The organism is Mesorhizobium sp. M0045 (assembly GCF_040323385.1).
GTDB lineage: Bacteria > Pseudomonadota > Alphaproteobacteria > Rhizobiales > Rhizobiaceae > Mesorhizobium.
Window position 1 is genome coordinate 1 of sequence record NZ_JAMYUY010000042.1, and the last position, 15,096, is coordinate 15,096.

Below are 15,096 nucleotides of genomic sequence, written 5' to 3' on the forward strand. Positions count from 1 at the left end.
TTGGTTGGAATGGTGGCCGGCTTCATACCGGAATGGTGGCCGGTGTTTGATCGGAATGGCGGCCGGCTTCACGTCGGAATCCGCACTTGCGCTGCACGTCAAGCTGGACGAATTGCTTCGCGCTGTTGGTGAGGCTGATATCGAGACGGCCAAGATCGATCACAAGGAACCGGAGGAGATCGAGGTCCAGCGGGAGAGGAAACAGCGAGGGATTGAACCCTGCCCAGCGGCAGGAGCCGGGACAACACTTCAGACGTGCCAGAAAACAAAAATAGGGAATTTTCCAAAACGCTCAGCGTATAGGTCGTCACGGGCGCGGAGGAAACGGCGGGTCATCGACCGCCATGTCATCGAGGATGAGCAGCCCATGCTGTGCGGCTCTCAAGGCTGGGCGATCAAGGAATGCCGCGCCTGAGGGGTCAGCTTATGGGTTGAAACGCTATTGTGCGAATGTGAGGGAACACATGGGGCCTTTCTATTCGGATAGTGTTTTGGCCGGCGTTCAGATTGACCCCGAATAAATCATGCCACGTTTGCTGATCAATTTCCCATCCTCCTGTTGTGTCAGACAGAGCGACGCCAGCAACTGTTTGTCCATTTATGATAATAGATACCGGACGTGACTGCGCAGCAGCATATTCAATGTTTAATTCGTATCGCCCAGCCACTGGCACGCGAAAATTAAAGTTGGCTGCATTGGGTCGATCATTACCGTACGGGGGCATGTTATGTAACACATCCTTCCCATAATTCGCAGCTAACCCACCGCCGACCTCTGATCCTTCAAGACTGGTAGCTTGGGTCATCTTTAATATGATAGGCAGCCGATCCATGTCAGAGACCGGCGTCGGAACAGGTTTCGCGGGGGATTTGGCGAGAGGTGCTGTGTTCGTCGTTGGGTCATAAGCTGCAGCATAGCGAGCCTGAACCTCATAGGCGGGGTTCTCGACACTGTTGACGCTTCGAGCATATTGCACCGCGAAGCTATGGAGGCCCCAGTCGTTGAACTGGCTAACATGGTGGAGCTCGTGCGCCCAGATCGACATGTCTTTAGCTATATCTGCGTTTTTGAACACGATGACATCAATAAGGGTTATCGCCTTGGCATCTCCGTAGGTGAGAGAGCCGTGCGCAAGATTAAGCTCACCGCCCTGCCCGATTTTATAGCCGACGCCATTCATAAGGGCGCCCGAGTACCATCCTTTCATAGCCTGACGCACGTCTTTGGGGATTGGACGGGAGCCATGTATCGCATCGTTTCGCGACCGCCGGAGCCATACCTCTAGCGTTGGCCCACTAATCACATACGCTATAAAATTACGGCGCCAAGTATCAAAGTCGCGCCCAAGTTGGGTAATACGCGGGTCAATGTGATCCAAGCCATTTGACAGGTCAGTTCTAGCCTGGTTAAAGCCTTTTGAAAATTCTCTGTTTACGTCGTGACTACCCTTAATAACCGCTGTGTTTAGTTTTCTACCGGCTTCCCTGAGATCACAATCGAATTGGAAAGGCTTGCACGCTGATGCAGGTCTGGGGGATAGTACAACTGCAATCAAAAGGGCAATGACAGCCGGTATGACTGTCAGGTTTACGATGCGGATGGCCATTGCGGGACCCTTCCACTATTTTGAGGGAATAGTATTGTATACGCCCTTTTTTATGATTCACAAGTCCGATCTCCGATTGACCCTGCCGACGCCCCTGCTGCCTCCACGTTCGCACAGACGCTACGATCGCCCTCGATCTGGCCGGCAAGCGGGCTCGCAATTGACGGTCGCGTGTTCAAGGACGATGAGACGTTGCGCATGGTCCTTGTCGAGGTCTTTGTGCCGTCCTCCGACGTTCGAGGCGCCGGTGTCTCGTTGCGCCTTGGTACTTCACTCTGGAACGAAGCGCGAGTCGCGCAGACTTCTGGCATTGGTGGTATCATAGCCACCCCAATCTAGCGCATTCTTCAGCGGCACGGATCGTCGAACACAGGCGACCTTCTTCACGCAGAACTCGTAGTCGACCCGATTCGCATTGAGTAGGATGCGGTTCGCTGGGCCCGCATCCAGTCAGCTTTCGGTTTCACAGATCGTCTCGACGGCCTGAACCGCAATGCTCGCCCACTTCCGCCGCAAGTTGTCGGGCTGCGCTCTCATGGGCTTACCGCCTTGTATCGTCGTTGACGCGTCGATGAGGCCGGCGCATCTTCGAGGCCTATGCGAAACTAAGCTTGCTCCGACGCTGGCAAAGGCCATGTCGGCGTCCTCGACAATCTCGCTGCGCACAAGAGTTAGCCGCCCGCGGGGAGATCCGGGCCAAGGGCAGAACTACTTCAGAGCCGACGAATTTGGATTCATTTGTTGAAGCGATGATATCCCTGATCCGTCTAATGTGCGGGGTTGCCAATCGGCCCTGTTTTGCCAATCGGTCCGATTGAGCCTTCCCCCCCTGGCAGTCCAGGTTGGCCGCCACCCCCGCAATGCGAATTCTTGCCACCGCCACCACCTTGTCCTCCATCCCCTCGGGGACCACCAGGTCCTCCGTCCCCGCCGGGGCCACCGATTGAGAAGGCGATGAGCCTCAGATCGTTTTCAATCTTGAGATCGCCGGCTACGGCGGCGGCTATGAGACTATAGGCTTCGTCGAAACCTAGCTTTGACAGACTAGCCCCGGGCGCCTCGGCGACATGGATGGTAGACCCCGCGCCGCCGGGGCCGCCGGAGCCGCCAGTTCCCCCGGTTCCACCCAGGCCGCCCCGTGACCCATCAAGCCGGTGGTTCTGGTTCTGGCAGAATACGTCACCGGCTCTGTTCTGGCCGTTGGTTCCGGCCCCACCGGTCCCGCCCTGTCCGCCCTGTTGTCCGGTGCCGCCCTTTTGTCCGTTGCCGGCGACGACGAGTAACGAACTACCCACAACGCGCTTGGTGCGTATGTCAATCGGAGCACCCGCGGCACCAGGCGTTCCGGAAGCGCCAACGATCCCTGTCCCGCCTTGCTCACCCTCCAGGTTGCAGACTTTTATGGTGATGCTAGTGATACTTAAAAGCTTTATCTTCTCCTGCCTGCACCCCCAGGAGCCGCCGTTCAATCCCTTCGCGCCTTGGTCGGCCCTTCCCTCGATCGGCACTGGTGCAGAAGCAAGGTCGTGCGACAGGATAAGGCTCGGGGCGTCAACACGAATCGTCTCTGCGATCACCGTGAGCGGCCGGCCTCGTGCGGAAAAACTTCCCCCGTCGAACACCAAGACGTCGCCCGGGTTCGTTTCTACAACAATCTCATCGTCCACCACGTTTGCGAATAAATCGGCGAATAGGATGTCCCTTGCTGCAAGTGGGGTCGCGAATAGCCAAGTAACGAGCACGGCTGCGATCGCAGGCACGTGGTTCATGCGCGTCCTCCTTACCTCGGATTCATGGTGATGAAGTCGATACGAATGCTCTCGATTTCCGGGGCCTCCGACCAGTCATTAGCGTTCGCGACCTCGAAGCGGACGCCGTAGGGCGCGAGCAATGGCAGGTTGAAGTTCAGCACGTTAGACAGGAGGGCGTCTTGAGAGAGGTCCGCCTTCCAGTCGCTGTGGACATCGCGCGGCAGCGAGAACCGTTTCTCCGACGGTGGCAGGACGAGCTCTGATTTTCCAAGCTCACCTGCCGCAGCATCACTGTAGACGGTGGTCTTGCCGTTGCGACGGATCTCGCCGATCCTCGGGTGCTGCACGACGAGTATGAAATCGCTGTTTGGTTCCCGCCCAGATTTAAAGGTCAGCTCGGAGATGTTCAGGCCGGCTAGAACCGCGTTCTCCGTCGCGCCGATAACGCCCGGCGTGAAGGGGATGGGTGCCGGCTGAGAGGGAGCGCCCGTGCGGATTGCGTCGCCGAGGAGCCGGTTCAGGACTGAGATGAAGTTCCGTTTTTGGGCCTGCAAGACCTCGTCCCCGAAGTTCGTGGAGATGTGCGCGGAAAAGGAAATTGGAACGGGAATGTTCCAAGATGCGATGTCCACTGCCGCTTTGTGTGCCCGTTCGGCGGCGCTGAGAATCAGCGAGGATTGGGCGAAGCGTTCCCGGCGTCGAGTATTGAGCACTTCCTCGAGGAGGCCCGGCTCTTTCATGACGAACGTAGCCTGCTCCGCATCGTCGCCCTCGGGAAACGCCAAGACGTCCGGAGGCAGCACCAAGGGTTTGCCGGTAGCATATTCAACGATGCGGCGCAGAAGTATCGCCTCGCGCGCGAACTCACGTGCGGAGCTGGTCCGGACCCAGTCCGCGAGTTGCATCGCCCGGCCGTTCGCGATGTCGTTGGTTAGATCCAGCTTCTGCAGTTCGGCGAGAAGTGCCGTCGCCTTGAGAGCTGCGGCCGTAGTTTCCTCGAAGTTGTTGAGCGCGACCGCCAAGCGCTCGAGCTCCACCGTCTGCTTCTTTACTTTTGCGTTGCGCTCCTCAAACAGGGCAACAAGCGCGGGGTCGGTCCGGATGTTGTCATCGTCGAAATTGATCTCGGCCGCAGGCGCCTGCTTGGAGAGGATCTCGTAGAGCGCTTTCGCCTCGTCCTTCATTTTCTGGACCGAACTCTTCCATTCCTCGAAGGCCTTCTTCTCGGCATCGGTGAGATCGTTCTTGCTGAAGGCGTATTTCTTGGCGACACTGAAGCCCTCGCTAGCTTTGTTCCATTGCGCGCGGACCTCCCGAGCATGGTTGAGGATCGTGACATGGTTCTGGATGACGCCGGCGACATCGGTGGCCTTCGATAGAAGGTCGCCGTCGTTCCTGTTCACCGCGTCGATTGCCGTGATCGCCGCCGAGGCTACGACAAGGAATGGAGCGGCGGCTGGAAAGGCCACGCTCCCCACCGCGGCGATGACCTGGGCGCCCCTTGACAGATTGTCGTTGGGGTTCTTGTAGGCCTTCGCCTCGATCTGCTGCTTGACGAAATTCTCTTGCAACCTGATACGGCTGTTTAGCGCGGAAATCTCGTCCTCTATCGCAGTCAGGTTTTGCTCAATGCTGCGCCTCTCGCCGTCGATTTCGGAGATCTCGCGGGATTTGGCCTGGAGCTCCTCCGCGGCCGCGGCGACGGCGGAGACATCAATCTTCCCAGACCGCGAAGCCGCGACAGCGATCACATCCCAGGCCGCCGCCTCGCCGGCGGTTCCGCCGTTGCCGAACTCACGCTCGAGCAGGGAAGAGAACCTAGAGAGTCTCTCGTCGAGCGAGGTCATGGGAACGTCGCTTTGGAGGAGACCGAATGTGTCGGTGCGGGCGCTGATTGCCGTGAGCAGATCGCTTGCCGCAATCTCGGCGACGCTTGATTGCTGGGTCTGAAAGACCTCCTCGAAGGCGGCAATTCGGCCTATCACGAATTCCTGGACGTCTGCATTGTACGGCTCGCGCGCGAAAAACGTCCGCAGCTTCAGGGCGGTGGCATCTGGCCACCTAGCCGTTGCAATTGCTCGCAGGAACTCAGAGCCGTCCGAGTCTACCATCACAATCGGGCTGCCGCCCGCGCCGTTCGCTAGGCCGTCGACTCGATAGCTAAGAGAAGCTCTTCTAACGAGATCGAAGGAAGCGTCTTGCACCTCAGCCGGGGCTCCGTCCCTGCCGACAAAGCGCTGCGCGGCGAACATGACCGATCGGCGGCTCGGCTCTAATCTAAATTCGAATGGGAGCTGGCGTCCGCCTTTGAGCGATATCTCGCGGGCCCGTATCTCGAGGCGCTGGGCGAACGACTCTCCCGGTTCGGTGAAGCTGATCCGGCCACTTGGACCGAGGATCACCCTCTCCGCCGATGCGATCAGAATTCCGTCGTCGAGCCGGATCGGCATGTCGATGATTAGCTCGCGCGCCTCGACGACAAGGTGAACCTTGCCGCTGAGGATTCCGCCCTCGGGCCGCGCGAGCGACGGGAAAAGGCTGTCGGACAACTCGACGATGTCCCCGATAATGCGAAAGCTAGTCAACCGGTCGTTAGAAAGATTCTGGATGTAGATGCGCCGGTCCAACTCCCAGAGTTCCGCGATACCGGGTCCGTCGGAGGTGCCTTGACCGGTGGGCTCGGTTCGATAGGCGTCGATAAGTCCTTTTGCGAGGACCGGTCGACCGACAAGACATCCTGTTAAAACTGCAGCACCACCAGCAAGGAAGTCGCGGCGGTCAAACATCCCTCTCCCCTAATCTGCAACGGCGCTCTAGATGCGTGCGCGACAATCCTAACACTCGACATCAATCGGAATTGGCCCGTTGCAAATTCCCAAGTCTGATTTAGCATGAATAGGCGTCGACGTCATCAACGAAAGGGTGAGATCGTCGATGCCCGCTAATGCAGAATGCTTGAAAAGACGCCCACTCCAACGACCGAAGCCATCTATCACCGGCTCGGCCAAGAGTGTGAACTTATATTGTTCCTCCTCCTACGCATCAGCGCTTGGCGTCACATGGCTCCGCACCGCCATATCTGAATGTGGGCAGTACCTGGGATGTCCAGAGGGGCAAGGTCAGTTTTCATCCATCGTTAGGATTCCGGCGCCGGTCTGGCCGGGCAAAGGTCCGTTGTGAAAAGTGCGGTCGAAACGAATCGATGAGATTGGAACTGTTCTATCCTGTCGGGCAGGAACTGGAGACCATCCGTTTCCGCCGCCTTGTCGAGATCAGATGGGAGCGACGGGTGTCCAGAGGGACGAATGAGCAATTGGCGGCCTTAGGAGCGAAAAGTGAATGTTAGTATCAGCTAATTTACGCTAACGTGCCTGTAACAGGGGAGGACGTCTAAATGGCTGCCCAGCACAATACCCAATTCACGACATCCCTAACCGTCAAAATGCAGGTCTCTGAACGCGTGCGCGGGAACCTAAAGGCTTTTTTCTATTGCGTTTTATTCGTTTGGGGCTCGAGTGTCGCGCAATCCACTGAAGCTGCCGCTCTCAGCGGAAACGGACAGGCGTGCAAGACGGACACAGATTGCAAATCCGGCGATTGCTCTTTAGGACCCAATGCAACGCCGGGGGGCGGTAAGACAAAATATTGTGTTGGTAACTCCACATTGTGCGCATGGAAAGGTACTCCAGGCTTTAAGATCAGCACTGTTCGTAAAAGCGGCAAAACGGAATACTTGTGTGCGCGCGTTCGCGGCGGGCGGGAACAATTCAGCTCAATCGACAGTTTGGTCGGTCTGGATGTCGAACTGGGTACGCTTCCCGAAAACTATTTTTTTGCAAAGCTCTCCGGCGGGGTAGGTAAGCATCGCGAGTGTCGTCAAACTGGAAGTTGCCGTGCATGCTTACTGCGAGCTCCATTCACAGGCCACTGCATTCAGCACGGGAATGATCCGATCTGCGAGGCAAGGAAGGTATTGCGCAAAGGCGATTGTGAACGCCTGAAATCAGCAGAAATGGTTCAAGCCGAACCTCTAGAATTTGCGATTCACGAAAGCAGAAAGTCAGCAGTGCGCGCCGGTGTACAAGGAGTCCCAAATCACATTCGTGACAAATTGAGGATTTTTTATCCGAAGGCCGTACTGGACAGCGTTCGATTTCGCGTCGGCAGCCGTGGCGCTCTGGACGTTCAGCGATTTGCTTTCGAATCCGGCGCGTCGGCTATAACGCTCGACAACGTGATAGTGTTTGACAGCCAAAACGACGCGGGCGATCTGTGCACTTGGGCTCACGAGCTGGAGCACGTTATCCAATATCGCCACTTAGGTGTTGACGGTTTTGCACAACGGTACGTGCAGCCTGCCAAGCGTGGAAACTACAATCCAAAGAACGTGGGTAGCCTGGAGGGTTCTGCCGAGGCTCGTAAGGTATATGTCTGTGGCAAGCTTGGGTTAAAGAGGGCCGCCGCTACGGGTACTTACTGAAGATGAAACGCCTACGCGCTTCCGTCGGTTTCGCTTTATTCTCATTTCGGCTGCGATGGAATCGAGCCCGTTTGCGGTGGCTGGCTCCAGAAGCGCGCCCCCAACATTTCTGAGGATCAAAGCCGCACGGCGCATCACGATTTGCAGATCTGCGCGTGACATATCCGCGATGCCCTTTTGACCCTTCAAGTCGGTGTAGTTGGTGCCGCGAAGGCAGGATTGGAACAAAGAGGCGATAGCGGAGCCCGTGGGCAACCCAGGTGTCGCCGGTTTCCAGTGTTATCCCCGGCTCCAGGTCGAAATAGCCATCCGGCGCGCCAAGTGCCGTTGCAACACCAGCCACGGTGAGCGCAAGGGCGAGTGCAAATCTCATTGGGCCTTCACTCGCGGATCGGCCCACATGCCGTAGGACCCTTGCTTCCCGACATCTTCGACCTGTGCGAGATCCGGCCGATCATAGGAGCCATCGGGCATTTTTGTCAGGCGCAACGCGCCAAGGGACAAAAGCTGCTCCTCAAACATATCAACGGAATCGAGGCTGCCGGGATAATTGTAGTAGCCGCAGCAGGTGGCATTCTGTGTCGGTGACGACTGCTCGCTGACAAAGGCCGGGCAGAAGATGACCTTCGGGCTTTTCAGCATGATTTGCAGCTGCTGTTGCGCGCGCTCGATGGCCGCCTCCTGCTCCATCTCTTTGATGTCTTGAAAGCGGTCCGCGATGCGCGGATGCCTGCCTCTCCAGAGCTCGGGGGTGCATATGGACCCGTTGCCGACCGATGATATCTCTCCCGGTAACGGTACCCTACTTGGCGAGGAGATCCTCGCTTTGCTTGTCGAAAACCGTTTAGAGGAGTGTATCGCCGGCCATTTGCAACCATCACGGTCTTCCGATATCATCAGAGCTCGCACGGGGCCAATTGCCAATTTCTCCTCAGCGGTGAAACATGACGTCTCTCTGCGTACGAGTTGCCTTTTGGAGCTTCTGCCTGCTCATGATGTCGGGGGTAGCGCAACCGGCCTCCAATCTGGATGAACTTCTCCGAGAGAGAAAGGCCTTCTGGGAAACAAAGGCCACACTTTGCAAAGCTGGGAATTTTAGCTTCCCGACGAAATCGACCAATGATCCGGCCCAGCCGTGCGACGACGGCGACATGACGATGTTCAATGGCCTGCTTTGTTTCGCCGGGGACCAACGAGGGTGCCAAGGCGTGATCGACGCACAGGACCCGAGTACAGGGCAGTGGTTTAGATCACCGCGTATCAGGCTCCTCGGACACAATGATCGTGGTGAAGCATCATTTTCGCCGGACATGTCGCTGGGCGTGCAGCTCTATCTTGTGAAGACAGGCGATGTCGATCGAGCAACGAGATGGGCGGTATGGCTAGACGGCCTAACGCCCTGCGGGGTTCAGAGGCCGTGGCCGTGGAAGGAAGGTTGTTGGATCTCTGGCGTTCCAATGTTCTGTTCGGAGGTTTGGGGATGCATCATGCGCCCCGCGGATGCCGCTTCCCTCGCAGGGACGTTTGAATACATGCACGAAAAGCAGGGGATGCATCCGCTCCGGGATGGGAGCCGACTCCGGGGCTATCTCTCGTCATGGAAATCGTGGCACGATTTCTTCGCGGACTGGAGCGCGACTATGAACAAGCCCGGCTACTCCCAGCATCTCTTAGCCGTGGAAGTCCTCCTGCGGCGTGCCACCAACGGTGACGACGAGGTCCTTCGGTCCATCACAGCTCGGCTCGCCGGAAAGGACGAGAACGATGGCAATGCCTTCTTCTCCTATCTGGCCGGCAAGAGCAGAGAAGAAGTTCTGAAACAAACGTTGGAAAGATGCCCTTCGCCAGATAACCTTCCGACACCGCCTCTCATCCAGTGGCAATGGGAGCGGGACACCCCAGACAAGGCATGGCAGCACTCCAGTTATTGGGATTGCATTTTTATGGCCGAGCTACTGGGTGTATGACACTTTCGAACGTGCGTTTCGCCGGATAACACACGAGACTATCCTAGCTGTCCACATCGCTCCTCAACATCTAGTCCTGCTCTCGCTTGGTGTTAACGCCAGAGCGCAGATCGTAGAAACGTTAGTGTCTCGGTCTTAATGGACCTATCGTTGGACCTATTGTTCAAGGGCATCGATGACACGATCAACAAGGCCAGAAATACCGGCATTATCTGCTCTGACACGTCCTAGATGTTTGATCCCAGACTTTGATGGGGCATCCTTACCTTCCGAATCAAAGGATGCGCTATGGGCCAAGTTCTGCATGGGAGCGCAACAACGACAGAGGCGGTCCGTCGAGCGATACAGCATAGTCAAGAGGGCCTGAGGACGCTTGAGTTGTGTGCGTCAAGTTCTGCAGAATGGCGTGGCATTGCGGTGACGTCGGCGTGTCCGCCGCGCAGCCCCCGTGTTTAGCGGAGCGGTGGACACATGACGGTGCTCAGGCGGCCAAGGTCCTCAGGCTCTCCTTCTTGTGCTCGCGCAGATGATCCATGTTGAGGTAGCGGGTCGCAACGCTTTCAACTCGCCTCTGCTCAGTCTAACTTCTCGATCGGTCATGGCACTTCCCCTTCCACGGGAATCGGTGATCGCAATGGCGGATCATGATAACCAAGGGCGCAAAGAGCGACACCTCATGCTGGTGGGAGGATAAAAATGCAGCCACTTGTCATCGACGCGAAGCCTCAACCTATTTCAATTGATCCCGCTAACGCTGCAGTTCTCGTCGTGGACATGCAGAATGACTTCGGCTCCAAAGGTGGAATGTTCGACAGAGCCGGAATCGATATCTCCGGCATTCAACGGGCTGTCGACCCTACTGCCAGCGTAATAGCTGCCGCTCGCAATTTGAGAGTGCCCATCGTCTATCTGAAGATGGGGTATTATTCCGACCTCTCGGACCTTGGGACATCGGACGCCCCCAACCGTATCCGACATCTCCAGATCTTTGGGGTCGGTGAGAGCATGACAGCCCCGGATGGTAGCGAGAGCCGGATTCTGATCCGCGACACCTGGGGAACAGATATCGTTGACGACCTCAAGCCAAAGGCAGGGGATGTCGTCCTCTACAAAACGCGGTTCAGCGGTTTCTACGAGACCGAACTCGATTCTGTTCTGAAGACCGCAGGCATCAAACACCTCATCGTGACAGGATGCACGACCAGCGTGTGTGTGGAGTCGACAATTCGGGATGCCTTCTTCAGGGACTATCACTGTATACTGCTGACGGATTGCACTAGCGAGCCCATCGCCTGGGACGCCTCTAGGAGCAATCATGATGCCTCGATCACGCTCGTGCAGATACTCTTTGGATGGACATCGACGTCCGACCATTTCCTGAAGGCGATCGAGCAGCGAGTTCAGGGGCGTCTTGAACTAGCCGAATGAGTTGGCGAGGCCGCGTATCACCCGAACTCAGATCACGGCCTTGAGATTGGGTGCGGTGACGTAGGCCCATGGCAGGAGATCGTTGATTCGGCTGTTGGGATAGCCGTTGACGATCCTAGTGAGGACGTCGGCGAGATAGCCGAGTGGCTCGACGCCATTGAGTTTGCAGGTTTCGACTAGCTACGCAATGACCGCCCAGTGTTCGGCACCGCCGTCGGGAGCCGGCGAAGAGCGCGTTCTTGCGGTTGAGCGCGATGGTAAGCGCTGTCCCGGCGGCACCTTTCGCGCGTGGATGTAAGGGACGATGTTCGAGGCCTTTGAGGGCTTCGACATATGACGATTTCAGAGTTTACGCTTAAGTCCAGGGACGAGGAGCCTGTCCGTCGGCGGGAGATCTTCACTGGTTCGGGTCGGCGGCGTGAGTGGCCGCCGGAGGAGAAGGCCCGGATAGTGGCGGAGAGCTACGAGGCGGGCGAGACGGTTTGTGCTGTGGCACGCCGGTATGGGCTTTCCCCGCAGCAATTGTTCACTTGGCGTCGGGCTGCTCGCCGGCCGATGGGGGAGGCAGCAATATTGGAATCCATGTTCGTGCCGGCGGTGGTGACGGCAGCGCCTCCGAAGCCTGCGGCGAAGCATCGGCCACAGCCAAGAAAGCGGGAGCCGGCTCGAGACGCTGGTGTGATCGAGCTCGAGATCGGCGGCATCGCAATGCGGGTGGGTCGTGGGGCGGATTCGAAGACGGTTGCAGCGGTGATCCGTGCGCTGAGGGCAACGTCGTGATCGGGCCAACGGGAGCGGTCAAGGTCATGGTGGCGACGAAGCCGGTCGACTTCCGCAAGGGAGCGGAAGGTCTGGCAGCGCTCGTGCGCGAGGCGATGGGCGCGGATCCATTCTCGGGCGCGGTCTACGTGTTCCGGGCCAAGCGGGCCGACCGGATCAAGCTCGTCTACTTCGACGGCACGGGCGTATGCTTGTTCGCCAAGCGGCTGGAGGATGGCAAGTTCTGCTGGCCGGGCATTACCGATGGTGTCGTGCGACTGACGGCGGCACAGTTGCAGGGACTCCTGGAAGGCCTCGACTGGCGGCGGGTGCACGAAACGCGCGAGATGCGTGTTCCAACGACGGCGAGCTGACCATCGGATTATTGCCAAATCACTGGAATCCATGCTTGAATCCGCTTCGTGACTGACGCGGCCGCTGCCCTACCCGACGATCCTCATGCGCTTCAGGCGATGCTTCTGGCCGCGCGTGCGGAGAATGAGAGGCTCCGCCAAATCATCAAGGAGTTGCAGCGCCATCGCTTCGGGCGAAGGGCGGAGAGCCTGCCCGAGGACCAGCTCTGAAGCGCCCACACGATCGGCGCCAGCGACCAGGCCGGGACGAACTCTTCGATTGCACGCTCCAGCCGTTCGACCCGTTCTTTCGAGACACGCACCGCCTCAACCATCTCCTGGAGGGCGATCTGATGCGCGGGGTAATCGAACCGCTGTTCCTGAAGCCAGCCCAGATAACGCATCGTCCAGCTCTTCTTGCGCGGATAGCTAGTAAGCGCTGTTGTGGGACCACCTTTCGGGAGTGGTCGCGATCTGTGAGGTTGCCGATCCTGTATTGGGATCGGAGATCGGCTTGTGTCTGGACTTGACCTTACGCTTGACCCGGATCGGCAGCCTCGGCGTTTCGAGGTGATCAACGGTGCCGGCGGTCGGCGTCATTGGTCGGTGGATGACAAGGCGCGGATCATCGCGGAGACGCTGGAGCCGAACGCAGTGGTTTCCGAGGTCGCCCGCCGGTATGGCCTCAGGCCGCAGCAGGTCTTCGCCTGGCGCCGCGAAGCGCGCAAACAGGCCGCTTCGGTGCAGCAAGATTCTCCTGCCTTCGTGCCGGCGGTTGTGACGGCGGCGGAGCCTGTAGCCAGGCATCCACCGAAGCAGCGGAAACGGCAAGCCACTCGAGACGCCGGCATGATCGAGCTTGAGATCGACGGCGTCGCGATGCGCGTTGGCCGGGGCGCCGATACCAAGACGGTGGCCGCAGTGATCCGCGCGCTGAAGGCGACGTCGTGATCGGGCCGACGGGTGCGGTCAAGGTCATGGTGGCGACGAAGCCGGTCGACTTCCGCAAGGGCGCGGAGGGGCTGGCGGCGCTGGTGCGAGAGACGATGGGGGCCGATCCGTTCAGCGGGGCCGTCTACGTCTTCCGGGCGAAGCGGACTGACCGGATCAAGCTGATCTTCTGGGACGGCACCGGGGTCTGCCTCTATGCCAAGCGTTTGGAGGATGGGGAGTTCCGCTGGCCGAAAGTACATGACGGCATGATGCGGCTGACGGCCGCGCAGCTCTCGGCGCTACTCGAAGGTCTCGACTGGCGGCGCGTCCATGAGGCGCGCCGGACCCGCGTTCCAGCCCAGGCCGGCTGACCCGCGACGAAGTGAATCAGCCTGGATTCCGCTGTCGCGGGCTGTCGGCGAATATGGTCTGATCCGGTCATGGCGATGACTGCTGACCAGCTTCCCGACGATCCGGACGCGCTGAAGGCGATGATCCTGGCGCGCGACGTCGAGAACGCCCGGCTGATCCAAATCATCAAGGAATTGCAGCGCCACCGCTTCGGCCGGCGTGCCGAGACGCTGCCCGAAGACCAGCTTCTGCTGGGGCTTGAGGAAGCCGAACAGATCGAGGCGGCCGGTGAGGAAGAGCAGGCACAGACCGCTCATGGCGAACGTCAGGCGCGTGTCGCAAAGCGCCGAGCGAACCGGGGCGCGCTGCCACCCCATCTGCCGCGCGTGGAGATGGTTATCGACATCGAGGATCAAGCCTGCCCGTGCTGCCGCAATGGTCTGCATCGCATCGGCGAGGACGTGAGCGAGCGGCTCGACATCGTGCCGGCGCAGCTGCGTGTGATCGTCGTGCGGCGACCAAAATATGCCTGCCGCGCCTGTGAGGATGTGGTCGTTCAGGCTGCCGCGCCGGCCCGGCTGATCGAGGGTGGTCTTCCGACCGAAGCGACGGTCGCCCAGGTCCTGGTCTCCAAATACGCCGATCACCTGCCGCTCTATCGTCAGGCACAGATCTATGCCCGGCAAGGCATCAATCTCGATCGCTCCACGCTCGCCGACTGGGTCGGCCGCGCCGCCTGGCACCTGCGTCCGGTGCATGAGCGGCTGCTTGGCAAATTGAAGTCCTCGCCAAAACTCTTCGCCGACGAGACGACCGCGCCGGTGCTCGATCCCGGCCGAGGCAAGACCAAGACCGGGCAGCTCTGGGCCTATGCGCGTGACGATCGGCCATGGCAGGGAGCCGACCCGCCGGGCGTTGCCTATGTCTACGCACCCGACCGGAAGGCCGAGCGTCCGATCGCTCATCTCGCAGGCTTCACTGGAATCCTGCAGGTCGACGGCTATGGCGGCTATCGTGTGCTGGCCGACAAGAGCGGCGTGACGCTCGCCTTCTGCTGGGCGCACGTTCGCCGGCGGTTCTATGAATTGGCCGTGTCCGGACCGGCGCCGATCGCCGGCGAGGCGCTGAGACGGATCGCCGAGCTCTACAGAATAGAGGATGATATCCGCGGCCGATCGGCCGATGAACGCCGTGCGGTACGTCGGGAAAATAGCCGTGCCATTGTCGCCGATCTTGAACTCTGGCTACGCGAGAAGCTCGGCCTGATCAGCCAGAAGACAAAGCTCGCCGAGGCGATCCGCTACACGCTCTCGCGCTGGCAAGGCCTGACACGCTTCCTTGACGACGGCCGCATCGAGATCGACAGCAACACCGTCGAACGCTCAATCCGCCCGATCGCGAAGACTGATTCATTATGCACCCCCTCTTCAAATGGCGGAAAACAGCGATTCCTGATTGTCGTCGTTG

11 protein-coding genes and 5 pseudogenes are annotated in these 15,096 nt (G+C 58.9%); 10 read left to right on the forward strand and 6 right to left on the reverse strand.

Annotated features, from left to right (window positions below; all coding sequences use genetic code 11):
* Positions 1-415: pseudogene (locus NKJ72_RS30105) on the forward strand (hypothetical protein); the annotation flags it as partial.
* Positions 416-419: 4 nt separating this feature from the next.
* Here the strand turns inward: NKJ72_RS30105 and NKJ72_RS30110 are convergent.
* The 3 genes from NKJ72_RS30110 to NKJ72_RS30120 all read right to left on the reverse strand — a co-directional run bounded on the left by NKJ72_RS30110 (position 420) and on the right by NKJ72_RS30120 (position 6,144).
* A complete protein-coding gene (locus NKJ72_RS30110) occupies positions 420-1,607 on the reverse strand; it encodes a CBM35 domain-containing protein (RefSeq protein WP_352480678.1) in 1,188 nt (395 codons plus the stop codon).
* A gap of 767 nt (positions 1,608-2,374) precedes the next feature.
* Positions 2,375-3,376, reverse strand: coding sequence for a hypothetical protein (locus NKJ72_RS30115; protein WP_352480680.1), 1,002 nt, complete (start codon positions 3,374-3,376; stop codon positions 2,375-2,377).
* Between the two features lie 11 nt (positions 3,377-3,387).
* Entirely contained in the window at positions 3,388-6,144 is a 2,757-nt protein-coding gene (locus NKJ72_RS30120) for a hypothetical protein (protein WP_352480682.1), read from the reverse strand.
* A gap of 608 nt (positions 6,145-6,752) precedes the next feature.
* Between NKJ72_RS30120 and NKJ72_RS30125 the strand changes: the two genes are divergently transcribed.
* The gene (locus NKJ72_RS30125) at positions 6,753-7,838 is read left to right on the forward strand and encodes an eCIS core domain-containing protein (RefSeq protein WP_352480684.1); all 1,086 of its coding nucleotides are present in this window, start codon (positions 6,753-6,755) and stop codon (positions 7,836-7,838) included.
* Between the two features lie 369 nt (positions 7,839-8,207).
* On the opposite strand, the pseudogene NKJ72_RS30130 reads toward NKJ72_RS30125, so the two are convergent.
* Positions 8,208-8,501: pseudogene (locus tag NKJ72_RS30130) on the reverse strand (hypothetical protein); the annotation flags it as partial.
* Between the two features lie 977 nt (positions 8,502-9,478).
* Here NKJ72_RS30130 and NKJ72_RS30135 point away from each other — a divergent pair.
* Positions 9,479-9,805: a hypothetical protein gene (locus NKJ72_RS30135; protein WP_352480686.1), complete on the forward strand. Its 327-nt coding sequence runs from the start codon at positions 9,479-9,481 to the stop codon at positions 9,803-9,805.
* A 696-nt stretch (positions 9,806-10,501) separates the two neighbouring features.
* The gene (locus NKJ72_RS30140) at positions 10,502-11,233 is read left to right on the forward strand and encodes a cysteine hydrolase family protein (RefSeq protein ID WP_352480687.1); all 732 of its coding nucleotides are present in this window, start codon (positions 10,502-10,504) and stop codon (positions 11,231-11,233) included.
* 27 nt (positions 11,234-11,260) lie between these two features.
* Here the strand turns inward: NKJ72_RS30140 and NKJ72_RS30145 are convergent.
* Positions 11,261-11,489 (reverse strand): annotated as a pseudogene (locus NKJ72_RS30145) (transposase domain-containing protein); the annotation flags it as partial.
* A 77-nt stretch (positions 11,490-11,566) separates the two neighbouring features.
* Here NKJ72_RS30145 and tnpA (NKJ72_RS30150) point away from each other — a divergent pair.
* The 3 genes and pseudogenes from tnpA (NKJ72_RS30150) to NKJ72_RS30160 form a co-directional block, all read left to right on the forward strand.
* A complete protein-coding gene (tnpA, locus tag NKJ72_RS30150; protein WP_352480688.1) occupies positions 11,567-12,013 on the forward strand; it encodes an IS66-like element accessory protein TnpA in 447 nt (148 codons plus the stop codon).
* Positions 12,010-12,366, forward strand: a complete 357-nt coding sequence (gene tnpB, locus NKJ72_RS30155; protein WP_352480689.1) for an IS66 family insertion sequence element accessory protein TnpB — start codon at positions 12,010-12,012, stop codon at positions 12,364-12,366. The genes tnpA (NKJ72_RS30150) and tnpB (NKJ72_RS30155) overlap by 4 nt, the downstream gene beginning before the upstream one ends.
* A gap of 99 nt (positions 12,367-12,465) precedes the next feature.
* Positions 12,466-12,573 (forward strand): annotated as a pseudogene (locus NKJ72_RS30160) (IS66 family transposase); the annotation flags it as partial.
* Here NKJ72_RS30160 and NKJ72_RS30165 read toward each other — a convergent pair.
* Positions 12,570-12,773, reverse strand: a pseudogene (locus tag NKJ72_RS30165) (IS110 family transposase); the annotation flags it as partial. The pseudogenes NKJ72_RS30160 and NKJ72_RS30165 overlap by 4 nt on opposite strands.
* An 88-nt stretch (positions 12,774-12,861) precedes the next feature.
* On the opposite strand from NKJ72_RS30165, the gene tnpA (NKJ72_RS30170) reads away from it, so the two are divergent.
* The 3 genes from tnpA (NKJ72_RS30170) to tnpC form a co-directional block, all read left to right on the forward strand.
* Positions 12,862-13,296 carry an IS66-like element accessory protein TnpA gene (gene tnpA, locus NKJ72_RS30170; protein ID WP_352480690.1) on the forward strand — a complete coding sequence of 145 codons (435 nt, stop codon included), beginning with the start codon at positions 12,862-12,864 and terminating at the stop codon, positions 13,294-13,296.
* Positions 13,293-13,649 (forward strand): IS66 family insertion sequence element accessory protein TnpB, encoded by a 357-nt coding sequence (gene tnpB / locus NKJ72_RS30175; RefSeq protein WP_023709031.1) that lies wholly within the window; start codon positions 13,293-13,295, stop codon positions 13,647-13,649. The genes tnpA (NKJ72_RS30170) and tnpB (NKJ72_RS30175) overlap by 4 nt, the downstream gene beginning before the upstream one ends.
* Positions 13,650-13,718: 69 nt before the next feature.
* Positions 13,719-15,096 (forward strand): IS66 family transposase (tnpC, locus tag NKJ72_RS30180; RefSeq protein WP_352480691.1); only part of this gene is annotated, 1,378 nt, incomplete at its 3' end.